We start from the raw sequence: 14,866 nt of genomic DNA on the forward strand, positions 1-14,866 counted from the left end.
GCCATGGATGGCGCCATCGAGCCCCCAGGGACGGGTTTACGGCGTGTCCTGCCCACCCACACCGCCCCGCCATCCCACGGATAGCCGCTGTTGCTGTTGCTTTCGCTGTTGCCGTTGCCTCTGCAGGTGCAGGGCTGCAAGCCCTGCCGAACCCCCTCAAATGTCTGTGGGAGCCAGTCCGTACTGCTCGGCGAAGCGCTTGCTGAAACTCGGCACAGACCGGTAGCCCGCGCGTGCGGCCACGGTCTTCAACGGCAGGTCCGTGGTGTAGAGCAGCTGCATGCCATGCGCCAGCCGTGCCTCGGTGAGCAGCTGGCGCAGGCTGGTGTCCTCGGCGGCGAGCCGGCGGCGCAGGGTCGCGCCGCTCAGCGCGAACTGTTCTTCCACATCGCGCGACTGCCAATCGCGTGCCGGTTCGGCGGCGATGCGGTCGCGGATCTGTTCGCCCAGGCTCGGCGCCTGCGGCAGCAGCAGGTTGCCGTGGCCCTGCCGGCACAGGGTCAGTACCAACGAGGCCAGGGCCAGCCGCGCTTCGCTGTAACGGCCGTCCTGCAGCGATTGCCGCCACTGGCGCAGCACCGCGCCATGATCGATCAACGGCAGTCGCGCCATCGCCTGACCAGCGGCGGGAAGCTCCCCGCTCCACAGCGTGCGTGCGGCCGCCAGCACTTCGGCACACAGCGGCACGATGGCGCTGAGGTAGCGGCCACTGCGTGGGTCGGGGGTGTTGACTACATCGATGCGGCATCGCTGGGTCAGCAGCAGGATGTCGCCGGGGATGAACTCCAGCGACTGGTGCGCGGTACGCACCTGCTTGCGGCCTTCCAGCAGGATCGCGAACTGGGGTTGCGGAATCTCCACCGAGCTGGCGCCATGTTCGCGCCGAGCGGTGATGCACGCATAACCTTCGGCGCGTGCGCAGCCGGCCAGACTGGCCATCTCGGCCAGCAGTGCGGTAACTGGCGGCAGCATGCCGGTCATGTCACCTGGGCGCCGAACAGGCGACCGACGCCTGCAGCGGCGGCCATTGCCAGTGCACCCCAGAACATCACACGCATTGCGCCGCGTACCGGCGGGGCGCCGCCGGCCTGGGCTGCCACCGCGCCGGTCAGGCACAGGCCGAGCAGGGTACTGGCCGTGGTCATCAGTGCGACCTTGTCGACCGGCGCCAGCAGGGCGGCCAGCACTGGCAGCGCCGCACCGCAGGTGAACGCACCGGCCGAGGCCAGCGCTGCCTGCAGCGGGCGGGCGCGCAGGGTATCGGTGATGCCCAGTTCGTCGCGCGCATGCGCGCCCAGCGCATCGTGGGCGGTGAGCTGTTCGGCTACCTGCCGGGCCAATGCAGGTTCCAGGCCACGGTGGCGGTAGATCGCGGCCAGCTCTTCCAGCTCGCTGTGCGGGTTGTCGCGCAGTTCGCGCTTCTCCATCGCCAGGTCGGCTGCTTCGGTGTCGGCCTGGGTCTGCACCGACACATACTCGCCGGCAGCCATGGACATCGCGCCGGCTACGGTGCCGGCCACGCCGGTGGCCAGAATGGTTGCAGCCGAGGCGCCGCTGGCCGCCACGCCAACCACCAGCCCGGCCACCGAGACGATGCCATCGTTGGCGCCCAGCACGGCGGCGCGTAGCCAGCCGACGCGTTCGGAGCGGTGCAGTTCGGGGTGTCGTGAATGGCGGCTCATGACGTTGAGTGTACGAGGGTCAAGAGGGCGTCGGTAGGATGCTGAAACCCGTCACCGTCGCATGACGCGACGGGGTGCCACGCTATAGTGCGCCCTTGCGATGGAAGGCCGCGAGCCCCACATCCCCCGCCACCGTCCAGCGAGCCTCTCCCTTGTCGAGCCCCAGCCACGTCGCCGATACCCCCATTACCGACCGCTCGCAGCTGGTGGAGGTGATCGCCTCCGGCGAGAAGCCCCGCGCGCAGTGGCGCATCGGCACCGAGCACGAGAAGTTCGGGTTCCGCCTGGATGACCTGCGCCCGCCGACCTTCGAGGGCGAGCGCGGCATCGAAGCGCTGCTCAACGGCCTGGTCCGCTTCGGCTGGGAGCCCGTGCAGGAGAACGGCAGCACGATTGCCCTGCTGCGCGATGGCGCCTCGGTGACGCTGGAACCGGCCGGCCAGCTGGAACTGTCCGGTGCGGCGCTGGAAACCATCCACCGGACTTGCGTGGAGACCGGCACCCACCTCAATGAAGTGGCGCAGGTGGCCGGCGAACTGCAGCTGGGTTTCCTCGGCATGGGCTTCCAGCCGAAGTGGAAGCGCGATGAAATGCCGTGGATGCCCAAGGGGCGCTACAAGATCATGCGCTCGTACATGCCCAAGGTCGGTTCGCTGGGCCTGGACATGATGACCCGCACCTGCACGGTGCAGGTGAACCTGGACTACGCCACCGAAGCGGACATGGTGAAGAAGTTCCGCGTGTCGCTGGCGCTGCAGCCGATCGCCACCGCGCTGTTCGCCGATTCGCCGTTCACCGAAGGCAAGCCGAACGGCTACCTGAGCTACCGCTCGCACATCTGGACCGACACCGACGCCGACCGCACCGGCATGCTCGACTTCGTGTTCGAGGATGGTTTTGGTTACGAGCGCTATGTCGACTACCTGCTCGACGTGCCGATGTATTTCTCCTACCGCGATGGCATCTACCACGACGCCAGCGGGCAGAGCTTCCGCGATTTCATGCAGGCCAGGCTGCCGGTGCTGCCGGGTGCGCTGCCGACGCTGCGCGACTGGTCGGACCACATGACCACCGCGTTCCCGGAAGTGCGCCTTAAGAAGTACCTGGAAATGCGTGGTGCCGATGGTGGCCCGTGGAGCCGCCTGTGTGCGCTGCCGGCATTCTGGGTGGGCCTGTTGTATGACGACACCGCACTGGATGCCGCCTGGGACCTGGTGCGTGACTTCACCCTGGCCGAGCGCCATGCGCTGCGTGACGGCGTGCCGAAGCATGCGATGAACCTGCCGTTCCGCAATGGCACCGTGCGTGACCTCGCCGGCGAGGCGGTCAAGATCTCGGTGGAAGGCCTCAAGCGTCGCGCCGCACGTAATGCCGATGGCCAGGACGAGAGCAAGTTCCTGGACGTGCTGCAGGAGATCGTCGAATCCGGCCTGACCCCGGCCGAGCGCAAGCTGGCGCTGTTCCATGGCCGCTGGCATGGTGACGTCGATCCGGTGTTCCGCGAGTTCGCGTACTGACCGTCATGCGGGGTTGCCGGCCAGCGGCCGGCACTACCCAAAAGAAAAACCCCGGCATTGCCGGGGTTTTTCATTTCCAGATCCGTCTTGGCTCAGGCCGCGTTCTTCAACGTCGCCATGTCGATCACGAAGCGGTAGCGCACATCGTTCTTCGCCATGCGCTCCCAGGCTTCGTTGACGTTCCTGATGTCGATCATCTCCACATCGCTGACGATGCCGTGCTCGGCACAGAAGTCCATCATTTCCTGGGTTTCGGCCATGCCGCCGATCGCCGAGCCGGTCAGGTGCTTGCGGCCGAAGATCACGCTGCCACCGGTCAACGGCGGGTCCAGTTCGGTCAGCACGCCGACCAGGCACATGGTGGCTTCGCGCTTGAGCAGGCCCATGTACGGATTGGTGTCATGGCTGACCGGGATGGTATTGAGCAGGAAGTCGAAGCTGCCGGCGTGCGCCTTCATCTGCGCCGCATCGCGCGAGACCAGCACCTCATCGGCGCCCAGGCGCTTGGCATCGGCGCCCTTTTCCGGGGTGGTGGTGATCATCACCACGTGCGCACCGAGCGCCTTGGCGAACTTCACGCCCATGTGGCCGAGGCCGCCGAGGCCGATCACGCCGACCTTCTGGCCCGGGCCGACCTTCCAATGGCGCAGCGGCGACCACGTGGTGATGCCGGCGCACAGCAGCGGTGCGGCCGCCTTCAGGTCGAGGGTGTCGGACACCTTCACCACGAAGCGCTGCTCGACCACCACGTGGTCGGAATAGCCGCCGTAGGTCGGTGCGCCGCTTTCGCGTTCACGGCCGTTGTAGGTCCAGGTCGCGCCCTCGGCGCAGTACTGCTCCAGGTCGTGCTGGCAGGCGTCGCAGTGGCGGCAGGAGTCGACCATGCAACCCACGCCGGCGTGGTCGCCGACCTTGAAGCGGGTGACGTTGCTGCCGACCTCGGTGACGCGGCCGATGATCTCGTGGCCCGGCACCATCGGGTAGATCGAGCCACCCCAATCATCGCGGGCCTGGTGCAGGTCGGAGTGGCAGATGCCGCTGTAGAGGATCTCGATGCGCACGTCGTCGGGACCGACCGCACGGCGTTCGAACTCATAGGGGACCAGCGGAGCGGTATGGGAATGGGCGGCGTAACCACGGGCGAGGGACATGGGGAATCCTTGGCAGGGTTTATCGAAAGGCGCTTTACAATACGCCGCGTTCGCAATGGCAAGAAGCGTGGATATCGGCATGATTCATCAAGTGGAACTGCACAATCATGGCCACTGACAACCTCACCCACCTGGCCGCGTTCGCGGCGGTTGCCCGCCACCGCAGCTTCCGCCGCGCCGGTGCCGAGCTGGCGCTGTCGACCTCGGCAGTGAGCTATGCGATCCGCGCGCTGGAAGAACGGTTGGGGGTGGGCCTGTTCCATCGCACCACGCGCAGCGTGGCCCTGACTGAGGCCGGGCAGCGCCTGCTGGAGCGCCTGCAGCCGGCGCTGGGCCAGGTGCATGACGCGCTGGAAGAGATGAACCAGTTCCGTGCCGCCCCGGCCGGCCTGCTGCGCATCAACGCCACCCGCGCGGCGGTACCGACCCAGTTGGGGCCGCGACTGGCGCGCTTCCTGCACGCTCACCCCGACGTGCGGGTGGAGCTGACCGAGAACGATGGCCTGGTCGACATCGTCGCCGAGGGCTACGACGCCGGCGTGCGCCTGCACGAGTTCGTGCCCGAGGACATGGTGGCGGTGCCGATGGGGCCACCGCTGCGCGGGCTGATTGTCGGCTCGCCGGACTACCTGCGGCGACACCCGGCACCACAGCATCCGCGGGACCTGGCGGCACACGAATGCATCCGCTTCCGCTTCGCCAGCGGGCATCTCTACAAGTGGCAGTTCGAGCGTAGCGGGCAAGCGCTGGAGATCGATGTGCCGGGCCGGCTCACGTTGAGTGAGCAGGGCACCGTCGTGGGTGCAGTGCTTGATGGCATCGGCCTGGCCTACGTGCTGGAAGACACGGCGCGGCCGTATATCGAATCCGGCCAGATGGTGGCAGTGCTGGAAGACTGGAGCGAACCGTTCGCCGGCTTCGCGCTGTACTACCCGAAGCAGCGGCAGATGCCCGGTGCGCTGCGCGCGTTCGTGGATATGCTGCGCGAATGAGCTGCGATGGATGATGTGGTGGCGACCAACGGACGGCACCCACCGGGATGGCGTCCACCAGGACCAGACCAGTAGATCCACGCCATGCGTGGATGCCTCTCCAGGAATCTCCGCGCAATACGTGGAGACCTATAAATACTCGGACTTCTATGGCAGTTCAGAGGCTGCGGAGAGGTTGTCCACCATCTTCCGATACATTGCCGTGAGCTGGACGGTCTGGCGGCGGCTTACTTCTGTCTGAAGTCCTGTCAGAAGATAGTCCTTCCAGCGTGCGTCCAGCATCGTTGAGAAATGGCGGAACAGCCGCCATTCGTCATCTACGGTTGGTACCCCGCACTTCGACAGGTGGTTCACCACCGCGCTCAGATCGTCGTTGGGATGGCACCTGTCCGGTCTTCCAATTCTAGGATGTGCTGAGTTGCGATTGCAGAGAGCATGAAAGTAGATGTAGGTAAAATGGCGCACGGGCTCGCGGATATCCCAGCTCCACAGCTCGCCTTCAAAACAGTTCGCACGGATGTAGTCCATCACGGGCATGCGCTGCTGATGTAGGTTCTGGATTTCTGCGCCGTGATCAGAAGTATGTCGTTCGCTTGCGAAGCCTCTGAGAATGCACCAGTAGAGAAAGAAGGCGGTAGCCTGATCCCAATAATCCCACCTGTCTGAATTGACATTCTGCTCTGGAAGATCATTTCCAGCCGCAGCGTAACTTGGCAAGGAGTAGCGGTGCATCTGTGCTAGCTTGATCTGCCAGCGCCTAGGCGTGCTGGGGAGGGCAAGCACGCAGTCTGGACGAGTTGTGAGCATCGCGGCTGTTCTCTTGGGCATATCCTCGACAATGAGCTGAGGAGCCGCCCCAACCAAATCCTCAGCGAGGGAGGTCGGAGACAACTGCAAAGGCAGGTTGTCTACTGTTGCCGGATCAAACCAGATCGAGTCTACCCAGCAGACGAAGTGGCGGCCCGATTTCCGGGGCGGGTAATACTCGGGTGCGAGAACCTCGTGACTCCAGCTGATTTCCAGACCCGTGGGGCGGTGAGACATCTCGCCAATAGAGTTGGAGTACGCGAAGGAGGTTGGTTTTGGTGCCTTCGCTCCGATGCGTTCGGCAATGGAAAGGACCGGATCGCTATCGATTCGTTGTCCCAGGAGATTGCAGAGTTCGGAAAAAAGAAATCGCATGTGACCGCCCCAAAGAGATCGACCACGGATAGTCCCTGCAGTCTTTCCAGCAGGCCATACAAGAAATTGCAAAGAGCCCTGCGAGGCCGCTGCACCTGAATGCGTGGCACACAGCTGCGGCTTACTGGTTGACTACGGCGCCTGAAACACCGGCGCCAACAACGCCATGCACTCACGCAGGTGCACCTCCACCGGCGCATCCTCGGCCACCACGCCGATCACGCGTTCGCGCAGCGGCTCGGCCACGGCCATTGCCAGGATCAGTCGCGCCATGCGTGCGGAATCCCCCTCACGCAGCAGCCCACGCTGCTGCTGCCGTTCCAGCCAGTCAGCCAGCAGCGCTCGGCCGCGTTCGATGCCATTGTCCAGATAGGCCTGCAGCAGCGCATCCTTGCCGGGGAAATCGGTAGCCAGCAGCCGGAACACCTGCACCGCCTGCGCCGACAGTGCCTGCGTGCACACCGCCTGCAGGATGTCCTGCAACAGCGGCACGACCTCTTCGGCATTGCGCGCATCGCGCTGCAGCTGCGGCGCGAAGCCGTCGGTCCATTCGCGCACCGCAAGCCCAACCAGTTCCTCGCGATTGCTGGCGTGGCGATACACCGTCTTCTTCGCCACCCCGGCGTGCGCCGCCACCGCTTCGATGGTGGTGGCCTCGTAACCCTGTGCCAGCAGCAGCTCCAGGGTGGCCTGCAGTACCGCGTGGCGGACTTCCGCCTCCGGGCGCGCAGGGCGGCCGCGGCGGCGGGTCGGCGTTGTGGACTCGGACAGGGTCGTGCTGTTCATTGTGCCTATCTTACCGCATCCGGCTAATTGAGAAACGCATAACGTTTCCGTATTATCGGGTCTCCCAACACCGCAGGAGACCCCGATGGATACCGCTGTGAACGCACGCGCCTGGCTGGACCACCACGATCTGCTCGACCCGGCGCCGATGCACCTGGAGACCGGCATCCAGCGCCGCGAAGACGGCACCCTGCTGGTGGCGGTGCGTACCGATCTGCACGGCTGCAAGGGCCGCATGCTGGACTGGTGGTTCACCTTCTTCGAGACCACCCAGCACATCCGCTGGTGGCATCCGGTCGATCATGTCGAGCATCGCGGCTGGGACGCGGCGTGGCAGCGCGGGCGCAGCTACCACGGTGCCAGCATCCATGCGGTGGAATCGCTGGCCGACATTCCGCCGGTGGCGGCACGCCTGAAGTTCCATGACCCGCGCACGCTGCTGGTGCCCCAGCGCCTGCAGGCGGCACAGGATGCAGGCGATGTATCGGCGGTGATCGCCGCGCGCATGGGCTTCGGCGACCACGTCCGCCTGGATGCAAACGGTGATCCCTGCGACGGGCAGATGCTGCACGTGGCGCGTGATACGCCGTTTGGCTGTGTGCTGCGCAGCCGCTTCGTGCTCGGCCTGGACAGCGCCGATCCGCACCGCGACGCCGGCGATGCGGTCGGCCTGGGCCTGCTCAAGCACTGCTATACGGAGTTCAGTTTCCTCTCGCGCTTGCTGCCGTCGCTGTACTACGGCGAGCGTGCCAATGGCGAGGCAGTGCCATTGCCGTGGTGAGTGGTGCAACGGTCATTCGACCAGCGCGTCGTAGCCTTCAGCACTGAACTGGATCAGGCAGAAGCCGTGGCCGAACGGATCGGCCAGCACGGCGATGCGTCCCCAGCGACGCTCGCGCACGGACTGCTCGAGCGTCGCTCCGGCTGCGACTGCACGTACCAGCGCGGCATCGATGTCATCCACTACCCAATCCAGGTGCAGCGGCGTCCAATGGCGCTCGTAGTCGCGCACGTCGCCGTCTTCGGTGGCGGCGCTGCCGGCGTCGTTGTGCAGCAGGTAGAGCGGCGTTGGCCCACCGAGCAGCTCCACGGCACCCGGGCCGAGACGGCGGCCGATGCGCAGGCCGAAGGCCCGGATGTAGAAGTCTTCGGCGGCGGCCAGGTCGGGGACGTCGAGGTTGACGATGAAGCTGTGGGCAGTGGCGTTCATGGCAGCGATGGGCGGCATCTGGTGGTCGCAGTCTAGTCCTGCCGCGTGCTGTGGCCGGTTCATCTCCTGCGCGGATTCGGGCAAGCTGGGCGGTCTCTATCGACAAGGACATCCATGAGCGCGTTATCCGGCATCGAACAGGCCACCGGCCAGTCCTTCCCGCCCCTGTTCAAGCAGTTGCATGCAGCGGGTCGGTTGAGTTGGGGTGCTCCCCATCCGGAATGGTCCGAGGTGGTATTCCCGACGCTGCAGGCGGATCCGCCGGTGCTGCTGTACGCCCAGGACTACGAGCCGTTGGAACACGACGAGCTGCTGGAGGCGTGGCAGGAGCTGACCGCCGAGGATCATTACAATCCCCTGCGTCCGGACCTGCAGCTCCTGCCGTTTGCGCGGACCGGCGGCGGCGACAGCTACTGCTTCTGGAGCAACGCGCCCAGCTTTGCCGAGCCCCCCGTCGTGCTGGTGTGGCATGACGATGATCGTGCCGATGTGCTGGCCGCCAACTACCAGGATTTCCTGTTCCGCAAGATGGTCGAAGCCGTTGCCGACTACCAAGCGCCGTATACGCTGCTGTCGCACGGCGAGCTGGCCGGCAATCTGCAGCGCTGGTTGCAGTCCCACCAATCCTTCCTTCGCGACGACCAGTACGCGGCGTTGCAGCAGCTGTTTGCCCGCGTTGACGATATTGAAGAAGGAAACATCAGCGAAGACGACGCACAGGCCATCGTCGTTGAAGTGATCGGCTGCGAGCGGTTGGACGAGTCGTTCGCGTACGTGCGCGAGGATGCCTGAGGACATGGGTCGGAGCCCCGCCGACGGCGGGGATCCGACCCCGTGCGTGATCAGCCTGCGGCCGGGTAATCGAGGTAGCCTGCCTCGCCGCCTCCGTAATAGGTGCTGCGGTCCGGCGTGGCCAGCACGACGTTGCGCTGCAGGCGCTCGACCAGATCCGGGTTGGCGATGAACGGCTGGCCGAACGCGGCCAGGTCGATGATGCCCGCTTCGACCAGCTGCAGGGCGCGTTCGCGGGTCATGCCACCTGCCAGGATGACGGTGCCGCCGTAGGCCTGCTTGAACTGCCGCAGGAACACCTCGCCCAGTACCGACTGGCCCGCCTGCAGGTTGTCGTTGAGATGCACATAGGCCAGGCCGCGCTTGCCCAGTTCCTCGGCCAGGTACAGGTAGGTGGCCTCGTTGTCGGGGTAGAACGGCATGTCGAAGGTGAGGTTGTTCGGCGCCAGGCGCACGCCGATCCGCTGCGCACCGATGCGCTGGGTCATCGCATCGACGGTCTCCAGGATCAAGCGCGCACGATTGGGCAGCGAGCCGCCATAGCGGTCCTCGCGCTGGTTGATGAGCGGGTTGAGGAACTGTTCGAACAGGTAGCCGTTGGCGGCATGCAGTTCGATGCCATCGAAACCGGCGGCGATGGCGTTGTCGGCGCCGCGCGCGAAGTCGTCGACGATGCCGGGGATCTCTTCGGTGGCCAGCGCACGTGCCGGGGTGGGATCGGCGTGGCCGCGGCTGCCGTCGTCCAGATAGACGAACGAGGTGTTCTTCGGTGCGCTGGCGACCGGCCGGGTACCGGCGCTTACCGGTTGACCACCGTCGGGCTGCAGCGAGTAATGCGACATGCGGCCGACGTGCCAGAGCTGGGCGAAGATCGTGCCCTGTGCGGCATGCACCGCCTCGGTGACGAGCTTCCACCCGGCAACCTGCTCGGCCGACCAGATACCCGGCACGTCGATGTAACCCTGGCCCTGCGGCGAGACCGGGGTGCCTTCACTGATGATCAGGCCGGCGCTGGCGCGCTGCCGGTAGTACTGCGCGGTGAGTTCATTGGCCACCGCGCCGGGGTTGCGGGCGCGGGTCATCGGGGCCATCACGATGCGGTTGCGCAGGGCGATGCCTGCCAGATCGAAGGGGCGGAACAGGGCGGCGGTCATGTCGGTCATCTTGGTGCGGGGAGGAGGCGCCAGCGGCGCGATGCACACAGAATGGAGTTGACATGCAGGCGCATAAAGCGCTTCGATCTCCCTAGGTGCGGGACTATTTGTCCCCAATGGAGCGCGATAGATGCTGCCGCTGGAATCATTGAATGGCCTGGTCACGTTCGTTACCACGGCCCGTTCAGGCAGCTTCACCGAGGCTGCCGACGCGCTGGGCATCTCACGCTCGGCGGTGGGCAAGGCCATCGCCCGGCTGGAAGCGCGGCTGGGCGTGCGCCTGTTCCACCGCACCACGCGGCGCATCGCGCTGACCACCGACGGCGAGGCGTACTACGCATCGTGTGCGGCGGCGCTGGAAGAAATCTCCGCCGCCGAGGCCTGCCTGGGGTCGGCCGGCCTGCCCAGCGGACGGCTGCGCATCGACATGCCATCCTCGTTCGGGCGCCTGGTGGTGCTGCCGGTGCTGCTGCGCCTGTGCCGGCAATACCCGGACCTGCAACTGACGATGACCTTCACCGATCACTTCGTCGATCCGGTCGAAGAGGGCATCGACCTGCTGATCCGCTTCGGCGGATTGCACCAGGCCGAGCATCTGGTCGCGCGCCGGCTGGGTCGCCAACGACTGGTCACCTGCGCATCGCCGGAGTACCTGCAGGCGCATGGCGTGCCGGCCACCGTGGAGGATCTGGCGCAGCACCGCAGCGTCGTTGGTTTCCGCCACGGCCAGCCGGTGGCGTGGCGGATCGGCAGGGACGATGTCGAGGGAACGTTCATCCCGAATGCGACCTACCAGCTCAACGATGGTGACGCGGTGATCGATGCGGCCATCGCTGGGCTGGGCATCTGCCAGATGCCCGTTTCACTGGTACGCCGTCATCTGGAATCCGGGGCGCTGCAATCGGTGCTGGATGCGCACATGCAGCGGCATATCGACATCCATGCGCTGTGGCCACCGACCCGCCACCTGCGGCCCAAGGTGCGCTACGTGGTGGATGAGCTGGCGCGGTTGGCGGCTCAGGGCGTGTTTGATTGAGCGTAGGGCATCAGTAGTTGATGATCCGGGCGGACGTGTCTTCGCCTTCCTGAAGTGCTTCAAACACCTCGGCCAGAAGCGCGATCAGATCGTGCCCATGTGAGGTGACGAAGTAGGTCGCCAGGCTGTCGATGTCGCCAGCGATATCGTCTCCCCACGGTGGACGCTGGGTTCTATCCTCGAACGACCATATGACACGGGCTGGCGCAAGCTCGGCCATCTCTCGGCGGACCCTATGTAGTTCGGCCAGCGCGGCGGCAGCATCTGATTGCTGCAGTCTGCCGGCGTATAGCTGATTCAAGAGGATTGGGAATCGACTTCCCCAGCCATTCGGCTCCAGGTTGCCGGATATGGTCGAGAAGAAGCATGGAGAAACGCGCCACTGCCGATCTCATCGGTGATGCGCCCGAGTTGGATGCCAACACCCATTGTCTGGTTCCTGATTCTGCCGATCCTACAGCATGCCCCGATGCATGAACGGTAGAAGCGCAATTGCTGTAATTGATTGATATGAAAGGATTCAACGGCACTATTGCGGAGGCGGGAGATGCCATTTCCGTCACTTTGCCAATACTCGTGTATACTATCCCCCAGTATAGTTCCGAACTGGCCCGCCATGCCGCACTCCCCCGAAGAGAAGAAGAAGGTCCTGGCCCGCGTGCGCCGCATCCGCGGCCAGTGCGATGCGCTTGACCGCGCGCTGGAAGCCGGCGCCGACTGCGGGCCGGTGCTGCAGCAGATCGCCGCCATCCGTGGCGCGGTCAACGGCCTGATGTCCGAGGTGATGGAGGCCCATCTGCGCGAGGAATTCGGCCAGCCCGCCGCCTCCGACGAACAACGCGCCGAACGCGTGCGCGACATGAGCGCGTTGATCCGCTCGTACCTGAAGTAAACGACGGCGCAACATGGCGCCGCCCATCCTGTCATTGCCTGTCTCTGGAGAGTCCACCCATGAAATCCCGTGCCGCCGTCGCCTTTGGTCCCGGCCAGCCGCTGCAGATCGTCGAGATCGACGTCGCCCCGCCGAAGAAGGGCGAAGTGCTGGTGAAGATTACCCACACCGGTGTCTGCCACACCGATGCGTTCACCCTGTCCGGTGATGACCCGGAAGGCCTGTTCCCGGTGGTGCTGGGCCATGAAGGCGCCGGCATCGTGGTGGAAGTGGGCGAGGGCGTGACCAGCGTCAAGCCGGGCGACCACGTGATTCCGCTGTATACCGCCGAGTGTGGCGAATGCCTGTTCTGCAAGAGCGGCAAGACCAACCTGTGCGTGGCCGTGCGCGCCACCCAGGGCAAGGGCGTGATGCCCGACGGCACCAGCCGCTTCAGCTACAACGGCGAGCCGCTGTACCACTACATGGGCTGCTCGACCTTCAGCGAGTACACCGTTGTGGCCGAAGTCTCGCTGGCGAAGATCAACCCGGACGCCAACCCGGAACACGTCTGCCTGCTCGGCTGTGGCGTCACCACTGGCATCGGCGCGGTGCACAACACCGCCAAGGTGCAGGAGGGCGACAGCGTGGCGGTGTTCGGCCTTGGTGGCATCGGCCTGGCGGTGATCCAGGGTGCGCGCCAGGCCAAGGCCGGCCGCATCATCGCGGTGGACACCAATCCGTCGAAGTTCGAACTGGCGCGCGAATTCGGCGCCACCGACTGCATCAACCCGAAGGACTTCGACAAGCCGATCCAGCAGGTCATCGTGGAAATGACCACCTGGGGTGTGGACCACAGCTTCGAGTGCATCGGCAACGTCAACGTGATGCGCGCGGCGCTGGAATGCGCGCACCGTGGCTGGGGCCAGAGCGTGGTGATCGGCGTGGCCGGTGCCGGGCAGGAGATCTCCACCCGCCCGTTCCAGCTGGTAACCGGCCGCAAGTGGATGGGCACTGCCTTCGGTGGCGTGAAGGGCCGCAGCCAGCTGCCGGGCATGGTCGAGGACGCGATGAAGGGCGACATCGAACTGGCCCCGTTCGTCACTCACACCATGGACCTGGACAAGATCAACGACGCCTTCGACCTGATGCATGAAGGCAAGTCGATCCGTTCGGTGGTCCACTACTGAGGCGCGGCGTGGGCTGGTGCGATGCCTTGCGCAGGCCGTGCGGAAGATCCGCGCGCGGCGCTGGTCGACCCGATCGAGCAGGCGTTGCGTGCGCTGGGCTGGGTCGACGGCGAGGTGGGGCCACCGCGTGCGGTGACTTCGGCCTTCGGCAGCGACGATGGCATGCCGTTCGAGCAGTGGCTTGCGCAGGTATTCCTGCCGCGCCTGCACGAAGCCCGCGCCAACGGCCAATGGCCACCGCGCAGCGACGTGGCGGTGGCGGCGTACCGCAATCTGGATGGCCAGCCTGGCGTCGAATCGCTTCTGCGCCTGCTGTCGCGGCTGGATGAACTGATCAACCAAGGCATCCACGCCGGGCGTGGATAAGCCGACCAAGGTCGGCATCTACCAGAAGCACGCGTGCGCTGACGCGCCGCGCAGGAGAGCACCATGGAACGCATTGAACACCGCGCCTGTTTCGGCGGCTGGCAGGACGTGTACCGCCATCATTCGACCACGCTGGGCTGCGACATGCAGTTCGCCGTGTACCTGCCACCGCAAGTGGAAACACAGAAGCTGCCGGTGCTGTACTGGCTGAGCGGCCTGACCTGCACCGAGCAGAATTTCATCACCAAGGCCGGTGCGCAGCGCTATGCAGCCGAGCACGGCGTAATCATCGTTGCGCCGGATACCAGCCCGCGCGGCGATGATGTGGCCGATGCCGAAGGCTACGACCTCGGCAAGGGAGCGGGGTTCTACCTCAACGCCACCCGTGCGCCCTGGGCGGAGCACTACCGCATGCATGATTACGTGGCGCAGGAGCTGCCGGCGCTGATCGAGGCGAACTTCGCGGTCACCGATGCGCGCGCGATCAGTGGCCATTCGATGGGCGGCCATGGCGCGCTGCTGATCGCGCTGCGCAACCCCGGGCGCTATCGCAGCGTGTCGGCGTTTTCGCCGATCGTCGCGCCCAGCCACGTGCCGTGGGGGCAGAAGGCCTTCCATGCCTATCTGGGCGACAACCCGGCCGACTGGGCGCAATGGGATGCCTGCGAGCTGATCGCTATGGTTGACGAGCGCCTGCCGCTGCTGGTCGACCAGGGCGAGGCGGACGAGTTCCTGCAGACCCAGCTGCAGCCGCAGCGCCTGCAGCAGGCCTGCGCGGCCGCCGGCCATCCGCTGACCCTGCGTCTGCAGCCGGGCTACGACCACAGCTACTACTTCATCGCCAGCTTCATCGGCGAGCACATCGCCCACCACGCCCGCGCCCTGCAGGGCTGAGCGCGGTTGGGGGGGGGGGGGGGGGGGGGGGGGGGGGGGGGGG

At 65.7% G+C, this 14,866-nt stretch carries 16 protein-coding genes and 1 pseudogene; 9 read left to right on the forward strand and 8 right to left on the reverse strand.

The genetic code is table 11. The annotated features are described in order from the left end of the window. Window positions 1-156: 156 nt before the first annotated feature. Together O0J15_RS17770 and O0J15_RS17775 are read right to left on the reverse strand one after the other, a co-directional pair. Window positions 157-981 (reverse strand): helix-turn-helix transcriptional regulator, encoded by an 825-nt coding sequence (locus O0J15_RS17770; protein WP_308306045.1) that lies wholly within the window; start codon window positions 979-981, stop codon window positions 157-159. Further along, window positions 978-1,682 carry a VIT family protein gene (locus O0J15_RS17775; protein ID WP_019662097.1) on the reverse strand — a complete coding sequence of 235 codons (705 nt, stop codon included), beginning with the start codon at window positions 1,680-1,682 and terminating at the stop codon, window positions 978-980. The genes O0J15_RS17770 and O0J15_RS17775 overlap by 4 nt, the downstream gene beginning before the upstream one ends. Window positions 1,683-1,834: 152 nt before the next feature. On the opposite strand from O0J15_RS17775, the gene O0J15_RS17780 reads away from it, so the two are divergent. After that, window positions 1,835-3,199, forward strand: coding sequence for a glutamate--cysteine ligase (locus tag O0J15_RS17780; protein ID WP_308306046.1), 1,365 nt, complete (start codon window positions 1,835-1,837; stop codon window positions 3,197-3,199). Between the two features lie 92 nt (window positions 3,200-3,291). Here O0J15_RS17780 and O0J15_RS17785 read toward each other — a convergent pair whose 3' ends face one another. After that, window positions 3,292-4,350 (reverse strand): NAD(P)-dependent alcohol dehydrogenase, encoded by a 1,059-nt coding sequence (locus tag O0J15_RS17785; protein WP_061479602.1) that lies wholly within the window; start codon window positions 4,348-4,350, stop codon window positions 3,292-3,294. Between the two features lie 107 nt (window positions 4,351-4,457). Between O0J15_RS17785 and O0J15_RS17790 the strand changes: the two genes are divergently transcribed. Then, the gene (locus tag O0J15_RS17790; RefSeq protein ID WP_019336462.1) at window positions 4,458-5,342 is read left to right on the forward strand and encodes a LysR family transcriptional regulator; all 885 of its coding nucleotides are present in this window, start codon (window positions 4,458-4,460) and stop codon (window positions 5,340-5,342) included. A gap of 147 nt (window positions 5,343-5,489) precedes the next feature. Here the strand turns inward: O0J15_RS17790 and O0J15_RS17795 are convergent, their stop codons facing one another. Together O0J15_RS17795 and O0J15_RS17800 are read right to left on the reverse strand one after the other, a co-directional pair. Continuing rightward, a complete protein-coding gene (locus tag O0J15_RS17795; protein ID WP_308306047.1) occupies window positions 5,490-6,524 on the reverse strand; it encodes a hypothetical protein in 1,035 nt (344 codons plus the stop codon). A 132-nt stretch (window positions 6,525-6,656) separates the two neighbouring features. Continuing rightward, complete coding sequence (locus O0J15_RS17800) at window positions 6,657-7,319, reverse strand: TetR/AcrR family transcriptional regulator (protein ID WP_308306051.1); 663 nt, start codon at window positions 7,317-7,319, stop codon at window positions 6,657-6,659. 76 nt (window positions 7,320-7,395) lie between these two features. On the opposite strand from O0J15_RS17800, the gene O0J15_RS17805 reads away from it, so the two are divergent. After that, window positions 7,396-8,091, forward strand: coding sequence for a hydrolase (locus O0J15_RS17805; RefSeq protein WP_308306048.1), 696 nt, complete (start codon window positions 7,396-7,398; stop codon window positions 8,089-8,091). Window positions 8,092-8,103: 12 nt separating this feature from the next. On the opposite strand, the gene O0J15_RS17810 is transcribed toward O0J15_RS17805, so the two are convergent. Then, on the reverse strand, window positions 8,104-8,520 hold the full coding sequence (locus O0J15_RS17810) for a VOC family protein (RefSeq protein ID WP_134735877.1): 417 nt from the start codon (window positions 8,518-8,520) through the stop codon (window positions 8,104-8,106). Between the two features lie 114 nt (window positions 8,521-8,634). Here O0J15_RS17810 and O0J15_RS17815 point away from each other — a divergent pair, with 114 nt between their 5' ends. Then, on the forward strand, window positions 8,635-9,312 hold the full coding sequence (locus O0J15_RS17815; RefSeq protein ID WP_308306049.1) for an SMI1/KNR4 family protein: 678 nt from the start codon (window positions 8,635-8,637) through the stop codon (window positions 9,310-9,312). Between the two features lie 50 nt (window positions 9,313-9,362). Here the strand turns inward: O0J15_RS17815 and O0J15_RS17820 are convergent, their stop codons facing one another. Further along, entirely contained in the window at window positions 9,363-10,466 is a 1,104-nt protein-coding gene (locus O0J15_RS17820; protein WP_227844077.1) for an alkene reductase, read from the reverse strand. A gap of 130 nt (window positions 10,467-10,596) precedes the next feature. Between O0J15_RS17820 and O0J15_RS17825 the strand changes: the two genes are divergently transcribed. Next, window positions 10,597-11,502 carry a LysR family transcriptional regulator gene (locus O0J15_RS17825; protein ID WP_164144671.1) on the forward strand — a complete coding sequence of 302 codons (906 nt, stop codon included), beginning with the start codon at window positions 10,597-10,599 and terminating at the stop codon, window positions 11,500-11,502. A gap of 10 nt (window positions 11,503-11,512) precedes the next feature. Here O0J15_RS17825 and O0J15_RS17830 read toward each other — a convergent pair whose 3' ends face one another. Further along, window positions 11,513-11,854 (reverse strand): Imm70 family immunity protein, encoded by a 342-nt coding sequence (locus tag O0J15_RS17830; protein WP_308306052.1) that lies wholly within the window; start codon window positions 11,852-11,854, stop codon window positions 11,513-11,515. A 264-nt stretch (window positions 11,855-12,118) separates the two neighbouring features. Here O0J15_RS17830 and frmR point away from each other — a divergent pair, with 264 nt between their 5' ends. From frmR to fghA, 4 genes and pseudogenes are all read left to right on the forward strand, one after another. Continuing rightward, window positions 12,119-12,394 carry a formaldehyde-responsive transcriptional repressor FrmR gene (gene frmR, locus O0J15_RS17835; RefSeq protein WP_005411009.1) on the forward strand — a complete coding sequence of 92 codons (276 nt, stop codon included), beginning with the start codon at window positions 12,119-12,121 and terminating at the stop codon, window positions 12,392-12,394. Between the two features lie 59 nt (window positions 12,395-12,453). After that, on the forward strand, window positions 12,454-13,563 hold the full coding sequence (locus O0J15_RS17840; protein WP_134968875.1) for an S-(hydroxymethyl)glutathione dehydrogenase/class III alcohol dehydrogenase: 1,110 nt from the start codon (window positions 12,454-12,456) through the stop codon (window positions 13,561-13,563). Window positions 13,564-13,571: 8 nt separating this feature from the next. Then, window positions 13,572-13,929: pseudogene (locus O0J15_RS17845) on the forward strand (YqcC family protein). A gap of 63 nt (window positions 13,930-13,992) precedes the next feature. Beyond that, entirely contained in the window at window positions 13,993-14,823 is an 831-nt protein-coding gene (gene fghA / locus O0J15_RS17850) for an S-formylglutathione hydrolase (RefSeq protein ID WP_308306050.1), read from the forward strand. Window positions 14,824-14,866: the final 43 nt, after the last annotated feature.

This window comes from Stenotrophomonas sp. Sm10 (assembly GCF_030985515.1).
Taxonomy (GTDB): Bacteria; Pseudomonadota; Gammaproteobacteria; order Xanthomonadales; family Xanthomonadaceae; genus Stenotrophomonas; species Stenotrophomonas hibiscicola.

Bases quoted from the DNA above. Each gene is read 5' to 3' on its own strand.
- O0J15_RS17770 (WP_308306045.1), bottom strand. From the start codon at position 981: ATGACCGGCATGCTGCCGCCAGTTACCGCACTGCTGGCCGAGATGGCC.
- O0J15_RS17775 (WP_019662097.1), bottom strand. From the start codon at position 1,682: ATGAGCCGCCATTCACGACACCCCGAACTGCACCGCTCCGAACGCGTC.
- O0J15_RS17785 (WP_061479602.1), bottom strand. From the start codon at position 4,350: ATGTCCCTCGCCCGTGGTTACGCCGCCCATTCCCATACCGCTCCGCTG.
- O0J15_RS17790 (WP_019336462.1), top strand. From the start codon at position 4,458: ATGGCCACTGACAACCTCACCCACCTGGCCGCGTTCGCGGCGGTTGCC.
- O0J15_RS17795 (WP_308306047.1), bottom strand. From the start codon at position 6,524: ATGCGATTTCTTTTTTCCGAACTCTGCAATCTCCTGGGACAACGAATC.
- O0J15_RS17805 (WP_308306048.1), top strand. From the start codon at position 7,396: ATGGATACCGCTGTGAACGCACGCGCCTGGCTGGACCACCACGATCTG.
- O0J15_RS17810 (WP_134735877.1), bottom strand. From the start codon at position 8,520: ATGAACGCCACTGCCCACAGCTTCATCGTCAACCTCGACGTCCCCGAC.
- O0J15_RS17815 (WP_308306049.1), top strand. From the start codon at position 8,635: ATGAGCGCGTTATCCGGCATCGAACAGGCCACCGGCCAGTCCTTCCCG.
- O0J15_RS17820 (WP_227844077.1), bottom strand. From the start codon at position 10,466: ATGACCGCCGCCCTGTTCCGCCCCTTCGATCTGGCAGGCATCGCCCTG.
- O0J15_RS17825 (WP_164144671.1), top strand. From the start codon at position 10,597: ATGCTGCCGCTGGAATCATTGAATGGCCTGGTCACGTTCGTTACCACG.
- frmR (WP_005411009.1), top strand. From the start codon at position 12,119: ATGCCGCACTCCCCCGAAGAGAAGAAGAAGGTCCTGGCCCGCGTGCGC.
- O0J15_RS17840 (WP_134968875.1), top strand. From the start codon at position 12,454: ATGAAATCCCGTGCCGCCGTCGCCTTTGGTCCCGGCCAGCCGCTGCAG.
- fghA (WP_308306050.1), top strand. From the start codon at position 13,993: ATGGAACGCATTGAACACCGCGCCTGTTTCGGCGGCTGGCAGGACGTG.